This window comes from Rhizobium sp. SEMIA 4085, from assembly GCF_013004495.1.
Lineage (GTDB): Bacteria > Pseudomonadota > Alphaproteobacteria > Rhizobiales > Rhizobiaceae > Rhizobium > Rhizobium gallicum.
The window spans coordinates 1-13,766 of sequence record NZ_JABEPH010000029.1 but is presented as its reverse complement, the minus strand read 5'-3'; the positions used below and the strand labels follow the sequence as shown (position 1 = coordinate 13,766).

General features: G+C 61.3%; 12 protein-coding genes. 5 read left to right on the top strand and 7 right to left on the bottom strand.

Features of this window, described 5'->3' with window-relative positions:
* The first annotated feature begins 1 nt into the window (after position 1).
* Positions 2-400: an NADH:ubiquinone oxidoreductase subunit NDUFA12 gene (locus C9413_RS05200; protein WP_039844606.1), complete on the top strand. Its 399-nt coding sequence runs from the start codon at positions 2-4 to the stop codon at positions 398-400.
* Positions 401-515: 115 nt separating this feature from the next.
* Positions 516-947 (top strand): DUF2155 domain-containing protein, encoded by a 432-nt coding sequence (locus C9413_RS05195; protein WP_039844607.1) that lies wholly within the window; start codon positions 516-518, stop codon positions 945-947.
* A 179-nt stretch (positions 948-1,126) separates the two neighbouring features.
* On the opposite strand, the gene aat is transcribed toward C9413_RS05195, so the two are convergent.
* From aat to C9413_RS05170, 5 genes are all read right to left on the bottom strand, one after another.
* Positions 1,127-1,741 (bottom strand): leucyl/phenylalanyl-tRNA--protein transferase, encoded by a 615-nt coding sequence (gene aat / locus C9413_RS05190; RefSeq protein ID WP_039844608.1) that lies wholly within the window; start codon positions 1,739-1,741, stop codon positions 1,127-1,129.
* Positions 1,742-1,746: 5 nt separating this feature from the next.
* Positions 1,747-3,093: an acetyl-CoA carboxylase biotin carboxylase subunit gene (gene accC, locus C9413_RS05185; RefSeq protein ID WP_039844609.1), complete on the bottom strand. Its 1,347-nt coding sequence runs from the start codon at positions 3,091-3,093 to the stop codon at positions 1,747-1,749.
* Positions 3,094-3,103: 10 nt separating this feature from the next.
* Positions 3,104-3,580: an acetyl-CoA carboxylase biotin carboxyl carrier protein gene (accB, locus tag C9413_RS05180; RefSeq protein WP_039844610.1), complete on the bottom strand. Its 477-nt coding sequence runs from the start codon at positions 3,578-3,580 to the stop codon at positions 3,104-3,106.
* 20 nt (positions 3,581-3,600) lie between these two features.
* Complete coding sequence (aroQ, locus tag C9413_RS05175) at positions 3,601-4,038, bottom strand: type II 3-dehydroquinate dehydratase (protein ID WP_039846711.1); 438 nt, start codon at positions 4,036-4,038, stop codon at positions 3,601-3,603.
* A 144-nt stretch (positions 4,039-4,182) separates the two neighbouring features.
* A complete protein-coding gene (locus tag C9413_RS05170; RefSeq protein WP_039844611.1) occupies positions 4,183-4,941 on the bottom strand; it encodes a DsbA family protein in 759 nt (252 codons plus the stop codon).
* Positions 4,942-5,151: 210 nt separating this feature from the next.
* On the opposite strand from C9413_RS05170, the gene C9413_RS05165 reads away from it, so the two are divergent.
* The gene (locus tag C9413_RS05165) at positions 5,152-6,309 is read left to right on the top strand and encodes an aminotransferase class I/II-fold pyridoxal phosphate-dependent enzyme (RefSeq protein ID WP_039844612.1); all 1,158 of its coding nucleotides are present in this window, start codon (positions 5,152-5,154) and stop codon (positions 6,307-6,309) included.
* A 455-nt stretch (positions 6,310-6,764) separates the two neighbouring features.
* Here the strand turns inward: C9413_RS05165 and C9413_RS05160 are convergent, their stop codons facing one another.
* Both C9413_RS05160 and C9413_RS05155 read right to left on the bottom strand, forming a co-directional pair.
* Positions 6,765-7,052, bottom strand: coding sequence for a hypothetical protein (locus C9413_RS05160; protein WP_039844613.1), 288 nt, complete (start codon positions 7,050-7,052; stop codon positions 6,765-6,767).
* Between the two features lie 17 nt (positions 7,053-7,069).
* Complete coding sequence (locus tag C9413_RS05155) at positions 7,070-9,904, bottom strand: ribonuclease E/G (protein ID WP_039844614.1); 2,835 nt, start codon at positions 9,902-9,904, stop codon at positions 7,070-7,072.
* A gap of 629 nt (positions 9,905-10,533) precedes the next feature.
* Here C9413_RS05155 and C9413_RS05150 point away from each other — a divergent pair.
* Together C9413_RS05150 and C9413_RS05145 are read left to right on the top strand one after the other, a co-directional pair.
* Entirely contained in the window at positions 10,534-11,793 is a 1,260-nt protein-coding gene (locus C9413_RS05150) for an N-acetylmuramoyl-L-alanine amidase (protein WP_170250249.1), read from the top strand.
* Positions 11,794-12,031: 238 nt separating this feature from the next.
* On the top strand, positions 12,032-13,766 hold a 1,735-nt coding region (locus C9413_RS05145), incomplete at its 3' end, for a transglycosylase domain-containing protein (RefSeq protein WP_170250244.1).

Here is a 13,766-nt window from a genome sequence, read left to right as displayed (position 1 = left end):
CATGAAGAACCTTCTTTTGCAAATCTTCACCTGGTGGAACGGCCAGACGCTGGGCACCCGTTTTGCGACCTGGCGTTTCGGCAAGCGCGTCGGTGAGGATGAATTCGGCAACGTCTACTATGAAGGCGGCATGTCCTCCTACGGCCTGCCGAAGCGCTGGGTGATCTACAAGGGATATGCCGAAGCCTCCGCCATCCCCCCGGGCTGGCACGGCTGGATGCACCACCGCACTGATGTTCCGCCGTCGAAGGAAAGCTACGTTGCCAAGGAATGGCAGAAGACGCACCGTCCGAACCTCACCGGCTCTGCGCAGGCGTACCGCCCGCCGGGCTCGCTTGCCGTTGCCGGCGAACGTCCGAGGGTGACCGGCGACTACGACGCCTGGACGCCCGGCAACTGATGTCGCTCTGCCAGGCGAGCCGTCCGGCCCCGCTTTTGGCCACAATTGACCTTTACCCGCAGGTTGGTCGCAGGAACTGCGGCCTTGATCTGAAATGCGCTGGAGACGGGTAGATATGACGCTTTTCACGCGGAATCATGTCCTGCGTGCTGCCGGGTTTGCCCTGGCGCTTGGTTCTTCCTTCTTGCCGCAGGCGGCGTCTGCCGCACGCATCGACAATCCCGTTGCCGTCTTCTCCGGCCTCGACAAAATTACCGGCCGCATCACCACCTTCGACGTCTATGTCAACGAGACCGTGCAGTTCGGCGCGCTTCAAGTCACGCCGAAGGCCTGCTATTCGCGCGACCAGGCGGAAGCCCAGAAGATCGACGGGTTCGTCGAAGTCGACGAGATCACCCTCGACCGAAAGATCCGGCGCATCTTCACCGGCTGGATGTTCGCAGACAGCCCCGGCCTCAACGCTGTGGAACACCCGATTTATGACGTCTGGCTGAAGGACTGCAAGGCGCAGTCCGAGGTGCCGGCGCCCGAAGGCGCGGCGAAGTAGCGTTCCATGTCATGAGCAGCGTCGTAGCCATCCTCGTCCGTCGAGGCTACGCCGTATGGGCTTCCGCCAGCACCGATATTTTCCAAGCGCCGACGCCGTGAGAAGCCGTCACCCTGAGGCGAGAGCGAAGCGACCCTCAAAGGGCGAGGGCGGGCGCGGGAAAGACGCTTGCCGCAGCCTCAAAACTTCAGGTGCGGTGAATCCATCGCCGCGGCGAGCATCACCGCATAGTCGTCCTTGGGCACGTCGATGGCGCCGAAGGTCTTCAGATGCTCGGTGGTGAATTGCGTGTCGAGCAGGGTGAAGTCCCTGTCGCGCAGACGCGCAACCAGATGAACGAGACAGATCTTCGAGGCGTCGGTGCGGCGCGAGAACATGCTCTCGCCGAAGAACGCGGAACCGAGCGAGACGCCATAGAGGCCGCCGACCAGTTGATCGTCGTGCCATGCTTCGACGGAATGAGCATGGCCCATGCGGTGGAGCGTCGAATAGAGTGATCTGATCGTATGGTTTATCCAGGTGCTCGGACGGTCGGAGGTCGCCTCGGCACAGGCCGCGATCACGGCATCGAAATCATGATCAAAGCGGATATCGAAGGGTTGCCTGCGGATAGTCTTCGCAAGGCTTTTGGAGACATGGAAGTTGTCGAGCGGCAGCACGCCGCGTAGCTCCGGCTCGACCCAGAAGATTTCCGGATCGTCGGCGGATTCGGCCATCGGAAAGAGGCCGATGGAATAGGCGCGCAGGAGAATCTCCGGGGTAATGCCTGGGGACTTCCTGCGCGAGCCTGCCATTTCCGTTAAGCCGGATGGTTGGCCAGGTAGTGTTCCAGCCAGTGGATATCATAGTCGCCGTTGGCGATATCCTGATTGGACACGAGATCCTGGAACAGTGGTAGCGTCGTCTTGATGCCGTCGACGACGAATTCGTCAAGAGCACGGCGCAGACGCATCATGCATTCGACGCGGGTACGTCCATGCACGATGAGCTTGCCGATGAGGCTATCATAGTAGGGCGGGATCTTGTAGCCCTGATAGGCGCCGCTATCGATGCGCACACCGAGGCCGCCCGGCGCATGGAAATGCGTGATCGTGCCGGGCGAAGGCACGAAAGTGCGCGGGTCCTCGGCATTGATGCGGCATTCGATGGCGTGCCCCTCGAAGGTGACCTCTTCCTGCGTGACGGAGAGGCCGCGGCCGGAGGCGACGCGGATCTGCTCGTGCACGAGATCGATGCCGGTGATCGCTTCGGTGATCGGATGCTCCACCTGCAGGCGGGTGTTCATTTCGATGAAATAGAATTCGCCGTTTTCGTAGAGGAATTCGATCGTGCCGGCGCCGCGATACTTCAGCTTCTTCATGGCGTCGGCGCAGATCTGGCCGATCTTCATGCGCTGCTCGACGTTGAGCGCCGGCGAGTTTGCCTCTTCCCAGACTTTCTGGTGACGGCGCTGTAGCGAGCAGTCACGTTCGCCAAGGTGGATGGCATTGCCTTCACCGTCGCCAAACACCTGGATTTCGATGTGGCGCGGCTTGCCGAGATACTTTTCCATGTAGACGGCGTCGTTGCCGAAGGCCGCCGCCGCTTCCGCGCGTGCCGTCGACCAAGCCTCGATGAGGTCGGCCTCGGATTTTGCGACCTTCATGCCGCGGCCGCCGCCGCCTGCCGTTGCCTTGATGAGAACCGGATAGCCGATCAAGGCTGCCGTCTTGATCGCATCTTCCTCGGTCTTCACTTCGCCGTCCGAGCCTGGAACAACCGGGATTCCGAGTTCCAGCGCGGTCGTCTTGGCGGTGATCTTGTCGCCCATCATGCGGATATGGTCCGCCGTCGGCCCGATAAAGGTGATGTCGTGGGCATCGAGGATGTCCGCGAACTTGGCATTTTCCGAAAGGAAGCCATAGCCCGGATGCACGGCATCCGCACCGGTGATTTCGCAGGCGGCAACGATCTGATGGATGTTCAGATAGCTATCGCGCGAGGGCGGCGGGCCAATGCAGACGCTCTCGTCGGCAAGGCGCACATGCATGGCATCGGCATCGGCGGTGGAGTGAACCACGACGCAGGGAATGCCGAGCTCCTTGCAGGCGCGCAGCACGCGTAGCGCGATTTCCCCGCGATTGGCTATGAGGATTTTGGAGACCATGACGCCCGCCTTATTCGATGACGACGAGGAGTTGGCCGTATTCGACGGGCTGACCATCCTCGACGAGGATCTCCGTGACCTTACCGGACTTCGGAGATGGGATCTGGTTCATCGTCTTCATTGCTTCGATGATGAGAAGCGTTTGGCCTTCCTTCACGGTCGCGCCGACTTCGATGAATGCACGGGCGCCTGGAGCCGGAGCCATGTAGACAGTGCCGACCATCGGCGCGTTGACGGTGTTGGCCGGGTTACGCACTGCGGCGGCCGGAGCAGCAGAAGCAGGCTGCGGTGCGGTTGCGGAAGAAGCGGCTGCAGCATAGGCAGGAACACCAATCGGCGCCTGGACATAATGCGTGTTGCCGGCGCGCGAAACGCGAATACGCAGATCGTCCTGCTCGACCTCGATCTCCGTCAGGTCCGTGTCGTTGAGGATGTTTGCGAGATCGCGGATCAGCGCCTGATCGATACCTTTTTTCGTCTCAGCCATGAGTGTGCCCTGTCTTCTTCTTATGCCGTGAGGTTCTTCAGCGCGTGGAGCGCCAGGATATAGCTATGGGGGCCAAAACCGCAGATGACACCCTTCACAGCGGGCGCAATCAACGACTTGTGGCGAAATTCTTCGCGAGCATGAACGTTGGTGATATGGAGTTCCACCACCGGAATGGAAATAGCGCGGATTGCATCGTGCAGTGCGAGCGAGGTGTGCGTGTAGGCGCCGGCATTGAGCATGACGCCCGCCGCCTTGCCGTTTGCCTCGTGGAGCCAGTCGATGAGGACGCCTTCATGATTGCTCTGGCGGAAGTCGATCTCCAAGCCGAGCTCGCCGCCCGCCGCCTTGCAATCCGTCTCGATATCCTTGAGCGTCTTTCCGCCGTAAATGCCGGGCTCTCTGGTGCCCAGCAAATTCAGGTTAGGTCCGTTCAGGACGAAAATGGTCTGCGTCATCGAATGTTCCGTCAAAAGCACGAGGGCCACCTATAGACTCCCCATGCCTTGATTGAAAGCCCTTTGGGGAAGGCAGCCGGAATCGTGCCATATTTGTCCACATGGCTGAAACACTTGGATTTTGGCGAATTGATGGGCGCGGCCTCAGCAGCTCGTCTTGCCGCAGGCGCGCATGTTCTTGACCTTGGCCTCCAGGTCGTCGAAGCCGACCGCGCCCTGCACCAGCTCGTTGCCGATTACATAGGATGGCGTGCCGGTGATGCCGAGGTTCTGGGCAAGCTGATAGGTCTTCTGAACGCTCTCGTCACTCGGGCTCTTCTTCATCTCCGCGAGGATCTTTTCCTTGCTGACGCCGAGCGATTCCGCAACGCCGAGAGCCTTCTCCTCATCAGCCCGTCCATCGCTGCCGAGCAGGGCGATGTGGAACTCGCCGTATTTTTCAGGCGCAAGCTTGCGGAAGGCGTCCGAGACCTTGTGGGCGGCAGCCGATTCCGGCCCGAGGATCGGAAGTTCCTTCAGCACGAAACGGACGTTCTTGTCTTTTTCGAGCATGGTCTGCATGTCTGAAAGAGCGTGGCGGCAATAACCGCAATTGTAGTCGAAGAACTCGACGATCGTGACGTCGCCCTTCGGATTGCCGATGGTCGCGTCGTATTTCGCGTCGAAGATTTCCTTCTCGTTGTCTTCGATCGCCCTGTTGGCTTTCACGAGGCGAGCCTCTTCCTGCTTCTTCTGGAGGGCGTTTTGAACGTCAATCATGATCTCGGGGTTCTGGATGAGGTATTCCTTGATGAACGCGCCGAACTCCTTCTTCTGCGCGTCATCGAGGGCTGCCGCCGGAAGGGGCAGGGCAACGCTCGCTGCGAGCGCAAGTGTGGTGAAGGCTTTCGGGAAGAAGGTCATTTTATCCTCGTCTACGGCGAATGGGGCGCGATATTTGCTGCATCTTATCATCGCCGTGTTAACAGGTAGAACTGCGAAGCACCAAATTACGGCGCATGGTCCGCTCCTCAAACAGGATTTTTCGCAGGCGCGACGCAATCGCGGGATTGTGATGAGCCGATTATTGCGGCAATTGTCTGGCCGCAAGTGAACTTCCGGAGATATGCAGCCTTGTTTTCCATATCGAGACGCAGCGAAGTCGAACCCTTCCACGCCATGGACGTGCTCGCCGAGGCGACCAGACGGCGCGCAAGCGGTCATCCGGTCATTTCGATGGCGGTCGGCCAGCCTTCCCATCCGACGCCGCAGGCAGCGCTCGATGCGGCACGCGCAGCGCTCGCCAAGGGCAGGATCGGCTATACCGACGCCCTCGGCACCGCACGGCTGAAGCAAGCGCTGGCTGAGCACTACCGCGACCGGCACGGGCTTGACATCGACCCGCTGCGGATCGCCATCACCACCGGCTCGTCTGCGGGCTTCAACCTTGCCTTTCTTTCGCTCTTCGATGCCGGCGATGCCGTGGCGATCGCCAGGCCCGGTTATCCGGCCTATCGCAACATCCTCGCCGCGCTCGGCTTGAAGATTATTGAAGTGCCGGTGACGGCCGAGACGCATTTCACGCTGACGCCGGAAAGCCTGGAGGCGGCGCAGCAGGAAGGCGGCGTCAGGCTGAAAGGCGTGCTGCTCGCAAGCCCGGCCAATCCGACGGGCACGGTGACGGGCAGGGAGGGGCTGAAGACGCTCGGCGATTATTGCGCCGCCAACTCGATCGCCTTCATCTCCGACGAAATCTACCACGGGCTGACATTCGCCGGCGAGGAGACGAGTGCGCTGGAGCTGACCGGCGAGGCGGTCGTCATCAACTCCTTCTCGAAATATTATTGCATGACCGGCTGGCGCATCGGCTGGATGGTGTTGCCGGAGCGTCTGGTCCGGACGATCGAGCGCGTGGCGCAAAGCCTCTACATCTCGCCGCCGGAGCTTTCCCAGATCGCCGCGACGGCGGCACTCAACGCAACGGCGGAGCTCGATCTCTATAGGGCAAGCTATGCCAGGAACCGTGATTTCCTGATGCGGCGTCTTCCCGAGATCGGACTTTCGATCGCTTCGCCCATGGACGGCGCCTTCTATGCCTATGTCGACGTCACCCGCTTCACCAATGACAGCATGGCCTTCGCCAAGCGCATGCTGGCGGAAATCGATGTCGCCGCCACGCCCGGCTTCGACTTCGATCCCTTGGAAGGGAACCGGACGATGCGCATGTCCTATGCGGGCTCCGAGGCCGAGATCGCCGAGGCGGTGGAGCGCATCGGCGTCTGGCTGAAATAGAGTCTGATTTCCGAGGCTTGCCGAGGATTTCGAAAGGATTTTTGAAAGTACTTGAATCAAAATATTTGCAATCATGGTCTCGCGTTCACGCGGTGAGTTTCACCCCGCGTCTTGCGTCTTGCGTTCACTCGGACGGGGCTGGAATTTGCCGCGTTGAAGTAAAGTGTATGGGGCTTCCCACCGCCCCTTCGGGATTTTTATAGCCAACTCGGTCTCTTTCGGATACCGGCGCCTCGTTGGAGCGCAAGGCTTGGGGATGAACGGCCTCACAGACATGTCCGATAACGCCCGGCCCGGAATTTTCTGTCCGAGCGCCGCCCAGAGGGGATCATTTCTGCGGGTGGCTCTCCCCTTACCCATAAAGCCTAGGCCTTGGCCGAGGCCCCAGGGCCAGATTTTGTACCTCTCCCACTCGGAGAGAGGTCGGGCGTCGAGACATCAGGCGAGGTCGCCCATTAATGCCAAGCTGGTGTTGACAAAAGGGTGGCTGGACGCAGCCCGCCGCCCATCCGAACTCGCTGCTGTGCTGTCAGGAGAAACAAGCTCCCCGCAAGTTCAACGGCTTCTTCGAATATCTGCCCGTCACCCACGATCGCATCCAGCGACGTGCCCATATGATGCTCCGCGTGCAGCTTCATACAAACTGCCAAGCCGCGCCAGAGCCTCTTGCCGCATCTTTCACGCAACCAGACGAGCGGATAAAAAAATCCGGCCGCGTTGCCGCAGCCGGATTGTCGCTTCATGATCCTAGGTCGGCGTCTCAGAAGAAGCCGCGGCGTTGCCACCAGCCGGCTTTCTTCGGCTTGCCGTCATTGTCGGCCTCGGCGGGCTCGGTGCGTGTGGATTTGACCGTCGGGGTCGCCGAAGAGGAGATGTTCGATTCGCGGTTGGCGCGGACCGGCTTGGCTTCGTCCTCTGCCGGAGTCGCGAGGTCGGCGTAGGCTTCGGCCGTTTCGGCTTCCGCAGGTACGGCTTCGGCAACCGGTTCTTCGACGGGAGACGCGGCGGCCTTGCGGCGGCTGCGGCCCTTGGCGGGCTTTGCTTCCGTGACAAATGCGCCCGACTCGATGGCTGCCATCGCCGGCTGGCCCTCGACGGCTTCTTCGGCAACGGCCTCGACGATCTCAGCCTGCGTTTCGGCCTCGGTGCCATCCCCGGCATCAGCGGCGTTTTCGTCGACGGCTTCAGCGCCGGCGCTCAGTTCTTCGCCTTCCTCGCGGTTGCGGCGCCCGCCACGTTTGCCGCGGCGCCGGCGTTTGCGGCGCTGGGATTCTTCGCTTTCAGCCCCCGTTTCGGAGGCTGCTGCGGCTATATCATCGCCCTCGCTACCTTCCTCGTCGCCTTCATCCTCGTTTCCGGTTTCGCCGGAAACGGTATCCTGGGCGGCGATCTGCTCACCGGCACCATTGCGGCCACGGCGGCGGCGGCGGCGCTTGCGCTTCCGGCTGCCTTCGCCATCACCTTCGGCGCGCTGCTGAGGCGCGCGCTCGACGGCTGCGGGCTTTTCTTCAAGCTCCTCGTCTTCTTCCTCCTCCGTCTCGATGACGATATCTTCGTCGTCATCGTCAGGGATGGCTGCGAAGTTGAAGAGGGTTTCGATCTTGACCGGATTTTCGACCGGTTCGCCCCGATCGATCGCGAAATGCTGCGAGCCGACTGCGCTATCGGCATCGACGACGATCGCGACGCCGAAGCGGGTTTCATAATCGACGATCGACTGGCGCTTGTGGTTGAGCAGGTAGAGCGCGATTTCCGGCGTGGTGCGCACAGTGATGTCGTGCGTCGTGTTCTTCAGCAGGTATTCCTCGATTCCGCGCAGCACATGCAGCGCGACGGAGGACTGCGAGCGCACATGGCCGGTACCGCCGCAATGCGAGCAGACCTGGGTCGTGGATTCAAGCACGGAAGCGCGGATGCGCTGGCGGGACATTTCGAGCAGGCCGAAATGCGAGATGCGGCCGACCTGGATGCGGGCACGGTCGTTCTTCAGGCATTCCTTCAGCTTCTTCTCGACGGCGCGGTTGTTGCGCTTCTCTTCCATGTCGATGAAGTCGATGACGATGAGACCGGCAAGGTCACGCAGGCGAAGCTGACGGGCGACTTCATCGGCAGCCTCGAGATTCGTCTGGAGTGCCGTGTCCTCGATCGAATGTTCACGCGTCGAGCGGCCGGAGTTGACGTCGATCGAAACGAGCGCTTCCGTCTGGTTCATGATCAGGTAGCCGCCGGACTTCAGCGTCACCTGCGGCTGCAGCATGCGGTCGAGTTGGGCCTCGATGCCGGAGCGCGAGAAGATCGGATGGATGTCGCGGTAGGGCTGAACCACCTTGGCGTGGCTCGGCATCAGCATCTTCATGAAGTCTTTCGCTTCACGATAGCCTTCCTCGCCGGAAACGATGATTTCGCTGATGTCCTTGTTGTAGAGGTCGCGGATCGAGCGCTTGATGAGCGAGCCTTCCTCATAGACGAGGCAGGGCGCGGTGGATGCGAGCGTCAGCGTGCGGACGTTTTCCCACAGGCGCATCAGATATTCGAAGTCGCGCTTGACCTCGACCTTGGTGCGGTTGGCGCCGGCCGTGCGCAGGATGACGCCCATGCCCTGCGGGACTTCGAGCATCCGGGCGATTTCCTTGAGACGCTTGCGGTCCTGCGGATTGGTGATCTTGCGGGAAATGCCGCCGCCGCGAGCCGTGTTCGGCATCAGAACGGAGTAGCGGCCCGCGAGCGAGAGATAGGTGGTGAGGGCCGCGCCCTTGTTGCCACGCTCTTCCTTGGCGACCTGCACAAGCAGGATCTGGCGGCGCTTGATGACTTCCTGAATGCGGTACTGCTTGCGCGGCTTGCGCTGCACGCGGTCGGGAACCTCTTCCATCGCGTCTTCGGCGCCGACGGATTCGATCACTTCCTCTTCATGGTCGTCGTCGTCATCGTCGTCATTGCCGCGCCGGCGCGAATCCACGTCTTCGGAGATCGAGTCGGTCTCGACAGCAGCAGCCATGCTGCCGCCGACGGGGCCTTCGTCATCATTGTCGACGACGGAGGCCGAAGGTGCTTCGACATCGGTCGGGACGGCATCTTCGGTTGCGGTGGTTTCGACGGCCTTCTTGCGGCTGCGGCGCGGCTTGGCCTTCTTGACCGGGGCCTCTTCGGCGGCCGGAGCGCTTGCCTCAACCGGAGCGGCGTCTTCGGAAACCTCTTCGGCGGCGGGCTCTTGCTTCGGCACGATGCCGACGTCGGGCTGCTCCTGGGTCGACAGGTCGCTCACCGGCGCCGTTTCGACATGCTCGACATCGTCGTCTCGGCGGTGCTCCTCGGCCTCGGCGCGAAGCAGAGCCTGACGGTCGGCCAGCGGGATCTGGTAATAGTCGGGATGGATTTCGGCAAAGGCCAGGAAGCCGTGCCGGTTCCCGCCGTAATCGACGAAAGCGGCCTGCAGCGAGGGTTCGACCCTCGTTACTTTTGCGAGATAGATGTTGCCGCGTATCTGCTTCTTGTGCTGCGACTCGAAGTCAAATTCTTCTATACGGTTCCCGCGAACGACAACGACACGTGTCTCTTCCTCGTGAGACGCGTCGATAAGCATTTTGTCTGCCATGTAAGGTGTGCTCCTCGGCGCAGCCGCAGACGCACATTCCCGCCTGTATTGATAACAGGGGGCATGCGATCGAACGTGGGTGCGCCGGATAATGAAAGTCGCGCTTGGTTCGGGCGGGACAGCAGCAGCCAGGCAACAGCGGGGAAATCATTCTCCCGGGGCCTGTAGACTTTGGATAAAACCTGCTGCGAAACCATTATGACCAAGCGAGATCGACAATACTTAAGACCCGTTGGGGTCCGATGAGTTTGCTCCTCAGAGCGTTTGGTGGCTATCCACCGATGAAGTTTCCGCATACGCCGGAAAATTCAGGATCCAGTTTACCGTGGAGAGAAGCGCGTAAGACGGCGGACGATTGCCGGTTGTGGCGCCAGGTCCTCGTGGGGTTGGCAGCCGCGCGGCGACTCTATCCCGTCAACACTTTCTAACCTGAAAATCGTTGTATGGTTTCTCTGTCACAATAGCAAGGGAAAAGCCAAATGCGCCATAATATTGATGGATTTCGAAACGCATAGACGATGGGGGAATCAGCGGTCCTGATTCGGCGGCGGCGTACAAGCGCTGAAAGCCGGGCGGCGCGTGTATTAGGCCGCAAGGTTATTGCAATGACAGATAGGGTGTGCGGTCGATTGTTTAAGAGGGTGCGGCCCGCAGCGGGAAAATCCGGCAAGCGGAAGGTGAGATTCGTAGGCGTGCTCGCAGCGGCGGCGTTTTCGCTCCAGGCCATCATCGCGCTTGCCGCCGATCCGAAGAAGCCCGAGGCATTGCTTGCCTATGGCGCCCGCATCATCGGCGCCGACTCCCGTCCCCGCTTCGTCAGCTATTTCGACCGGCACCCGAGTTTTTCGGTCCACTATATCGCCAATCCCGAGCGCATCGTCGTCGATCTGCCGGCGACCGCTTTCGGATTCCAGGCCAAGGATCTGGCGGCGAGGGGGCTTTTCAAGGACATCCGCTACGGCACGATGGACGAAGGCAGCGCCCGCATCGTGCTGAGCGCCGTCAAGCCGGTGAAGCTGGCGACGGCCAAGGTGCAGGCCGACGAGGACGGTAGGGGCTACCGCCTCGTGCTCGATGCCGAGATGACCGGCAAGGAGGAGTTTGCAGCCCTCGTCAAGGCGCAGTCCTGGAGCGATCCGGCAGACCGTCCGCAACCGGCGAACGCAATGCCGGCGCCTGAGGCGGCAAAGCCCGGCGATTTCATCATTGCCGTCGACGCCGGCCATGGCGGCATCGATACCGGCGCGATCGGCGTCGATACCAAGACCGAGGAAAAGCAGGTGACGCTCGCCTTCGCCAAGGCGCTGACCGACCGGTTGAACCGCGAGCATGGCATCAAGGCGTTCCTCACCCGCAGCGAGGATGAATTCCTGTCGCTTGCCGAGCGCGTGCAGATCGCCAGGCAAAACCACGCTGGCCTCTTCATCTCGCTGCACGCCGATACGCTGAAGCAGAAGGATATCCGCGGCGCTACGGTTTATACGATCTCGGACAAGGCCTCCGACAAGCTTGCAGCCGATCTTGCCGAGCGCGAAAACCTGTCCGATCAGATCGCCGGCAAGGAAACCGCCGCCGAACCGCCGGAAGTGGCCGATATCCTGCTCGACCTGACGCGCCGCGAGACCCAGGCCTTCTCGATCTCGCTGGCCGAAAGCGTGCTCGGCTCCTTCAAGGATCAGATCAGTACGATCAACAACCCGCATCGGCACGCGGGCTTCCAGGTTCTGCGGGCGCCGGACGTGCCCTCGATCCTGCTCGAACTCGGCTTCCTTTCCAACGCGGAAGACGAAAAGCTGCTGCTCGACGAGAAATGGCGGGTGAAGATCGCCGAGCTGTTGACCGACGCCGTCAAGCGCTACCGCTCCTCCGTGGTTGCCAATGGCGGCTGAGGGCGTGGCTGAGATGTGACACCCGCGGTGAAAGCAAAGCGGAGCATGTGAATGGGGCAGGGGAGCCCTATTTTGCTCACATTCAGGCCGTTACTCGCCGCTATGTTTTCGACAGGCGGGTTGGACGGCTTGTCGCGATGGCGCTCATGGAGTAAGCCCGCGCGGCGTGCAAATCGCCCGCTTCCATGCAAATATAGCGCCTGCGCCGATTGAAAATTTGGAATACCGGTAGCTCAATATGATCAGACTTCTTGGATATTTCTTCGGAATTGCTTGCGTCCTGTTTCTCGGCGCTGCTGCCGTCGTTGCCGTCTACCTGGCAAACGTCGCGAAGGATCTCCCCGATTACGCCGTCCTGAACAGTTATGCGCCGCCGGTCACTACCCGCGTTCATGCCGGCAACGGCGCGCTGATGGCCGAATATGCCAAGGAGAAGCGTCTTTTCCTGCCGATCCAGGCGATCCCGGATCGCGTCAAGGCGGCCTTCCTTTCGGCTGAAGACAAGAATTTCTATAATCATCCCGGCGTCGACTTGAGCGGCCTTGCGCGCGCCATCGTCGTCAACTTGCAGAATTTCGGCTCCGGCCGCCGTCCGGTGGGCGCCTCGACGATCACCCAGCAGGTGGCGAAGAACTTCCTCCTGACATCGGACCAGACGATCGACCGCAAGATCAAGGAAGCGATCCTCTCCTTCCGCATCGAGCAGGCCTACAGCAAGGACAAGATCCTCGAGCTCTATCTGAACGAGATCTTCTTCGGCCTGAACTCCTACGGCATCGCCGGGGCAGCACTCACCTACTTCAACAAGTCGGTCACCGAACTCACCGTCGCCGAAGCCGCCTATCTCGCCTCGCTGCCGAAAGGCCCGGCAAACTATCATCCCTTCCGCCATCCGGATGCCGCGGTGGAGCGCCGCAACTGGGTCATCGACCGCATGGTCGAAAACGGCTATGTGAGCCAGAGCGACGGGGCGGAAGCCAAGAAGCAACTGCTCGGCGTGACCGCCCGCAGCAACGGCCCCTCGCTCTTTGCTTCGGATTACTTCGCCGAGGCTGTCCGTCGCCAGCTCATTGGCCAGTATGGCGAAAAGGCGCTTTACGAAGGCGGGCTTTCGGTCCGCACCTCGCTCGATCCGCAGATGCAGCTTGCCGCCCGCAAGGCGCTGCAGGACGGCCTGACGACCTACGACGAACGCCGCGGCTTCCATGGACCGCTGAAGACGATCGACACCACCGCCGATTGGGGCAAGGCGCTCGCGGAAATCCCAGCACTCTCCGACGTGCCCGAATGGCGTCTCGCCGTCGTCCTTGCCGTTTCCACCGAGAGCGTCGACATCGGCCTCCAGCCCGCCAGGGACGGTGCGGGAAAGGCTGCCGCCGAGCGCGAGCATGGCACGATCGAGGCGAACAACATGCAGTGGGCCTACCGCTCCTCGACCGGCGAGCGCAAGACGGCCAAGTCGCCGGAAGGGGTGCTATCGCCGGGCGACGTCGTCTATGTCGAGCGGCTGGGGAACGAAGGCTCGACGTCCTACCGTCTTCGCCAACCGCCGAAGGTTCAGGGCGGCCTGGTTGCCATGGATCCGAAGACCGGCCGCGTTCTTGCGATGGCAGGCGGTTTTTCCTATGGGCAATCGGAATTCAACCGCGCGACGCAAGCGATGCGCCAGCCGGGCTCTTCGTTCAAACCGTTCGTCTATGCTGCGGCCATGGACAATGGCTACACGCCGGCTTCGGTGATCATGGACGCGCCGATTGAGGTCGTCTCCGGCGGCCAGGTGTGGAGGCCGGAAAACTACGGCGGTGAGTTCAACGGTCCGTCGACGCTGCGCTCCGGCATCGAGCACTCGCGCAACCTGATGACCGTGCGCCTTGCCAATGACCTCGGCATGAACATCGTTGCCGAATATGCCGAGCGCTTCGGCATCTACGACAAGATGCCGGCGCTGCTTGCCATGTCGCTCGGCTCCGGCG

Bases quoted from the DNA above. Each gene is read 5' to 3' on its own strand.
- C9413_RS05170 (WP_039844611.1), bottom strand. From the start codon at position 4,941: ATGACCTTCTTCCCGAAAGCCTTCACCACACTTGCGCTCGCAGCGAGC.
- C9413_RS05155 (WP_039844614.1), bottom strand. From the start codon at position 9,904: ATGGCAGACAAAATGCTTATCGACGCGTCTCACGAGGAAGAGACACGT.
- aroQ (WP_039846711.1), bottom strand. From the start codon at position 4,038: ATGACGCAGACCATTTTCGTCCTGAACGGACCTAACCTGAATTTGCTG.
- C9413_RS05200 (WP_039844606.1), top strand. From the start codon at position 2: ATGAAGAACCTTCTTTTGCAAATCTTCACCTGGTGGAACGGCCAGACG.
- aat (WP_039844608.1), bottom strand. From the start codon at position 1,741: ATGGCAGGCTCGCGCAGGAAGTCCCCAGGCATTACCCCGGAGATTCTC.
- accC (WP_039844609.1), bottom strand. From the start codon at position 3,093: ATGGTCTCCAAAATCCTCATAGCCAATCGCGGGGAAATCGCGCTACGC.
- C9413_RS05195 (WP_039844607.1), top strand. From the start codon at position 516: ATGACGCTTTTCACGCGGAATCATGTCCTGCGTGCTGCCGGGTTTGCC.
- accB (WP_039844610.1), bottom strand. From the start codon at position 3,580: ATGGCTGAGACGAAAAAAGGTATCGATCAGGCGCTGATCCGCGATCTC.
- C9413_RS05160 (WP_039844613.1), bottom strand. From the start codon at position 7,052: ATGAAGCGACAATCCGGCTGCGGCAACGCGGCCGGATTTTTTTATCCG.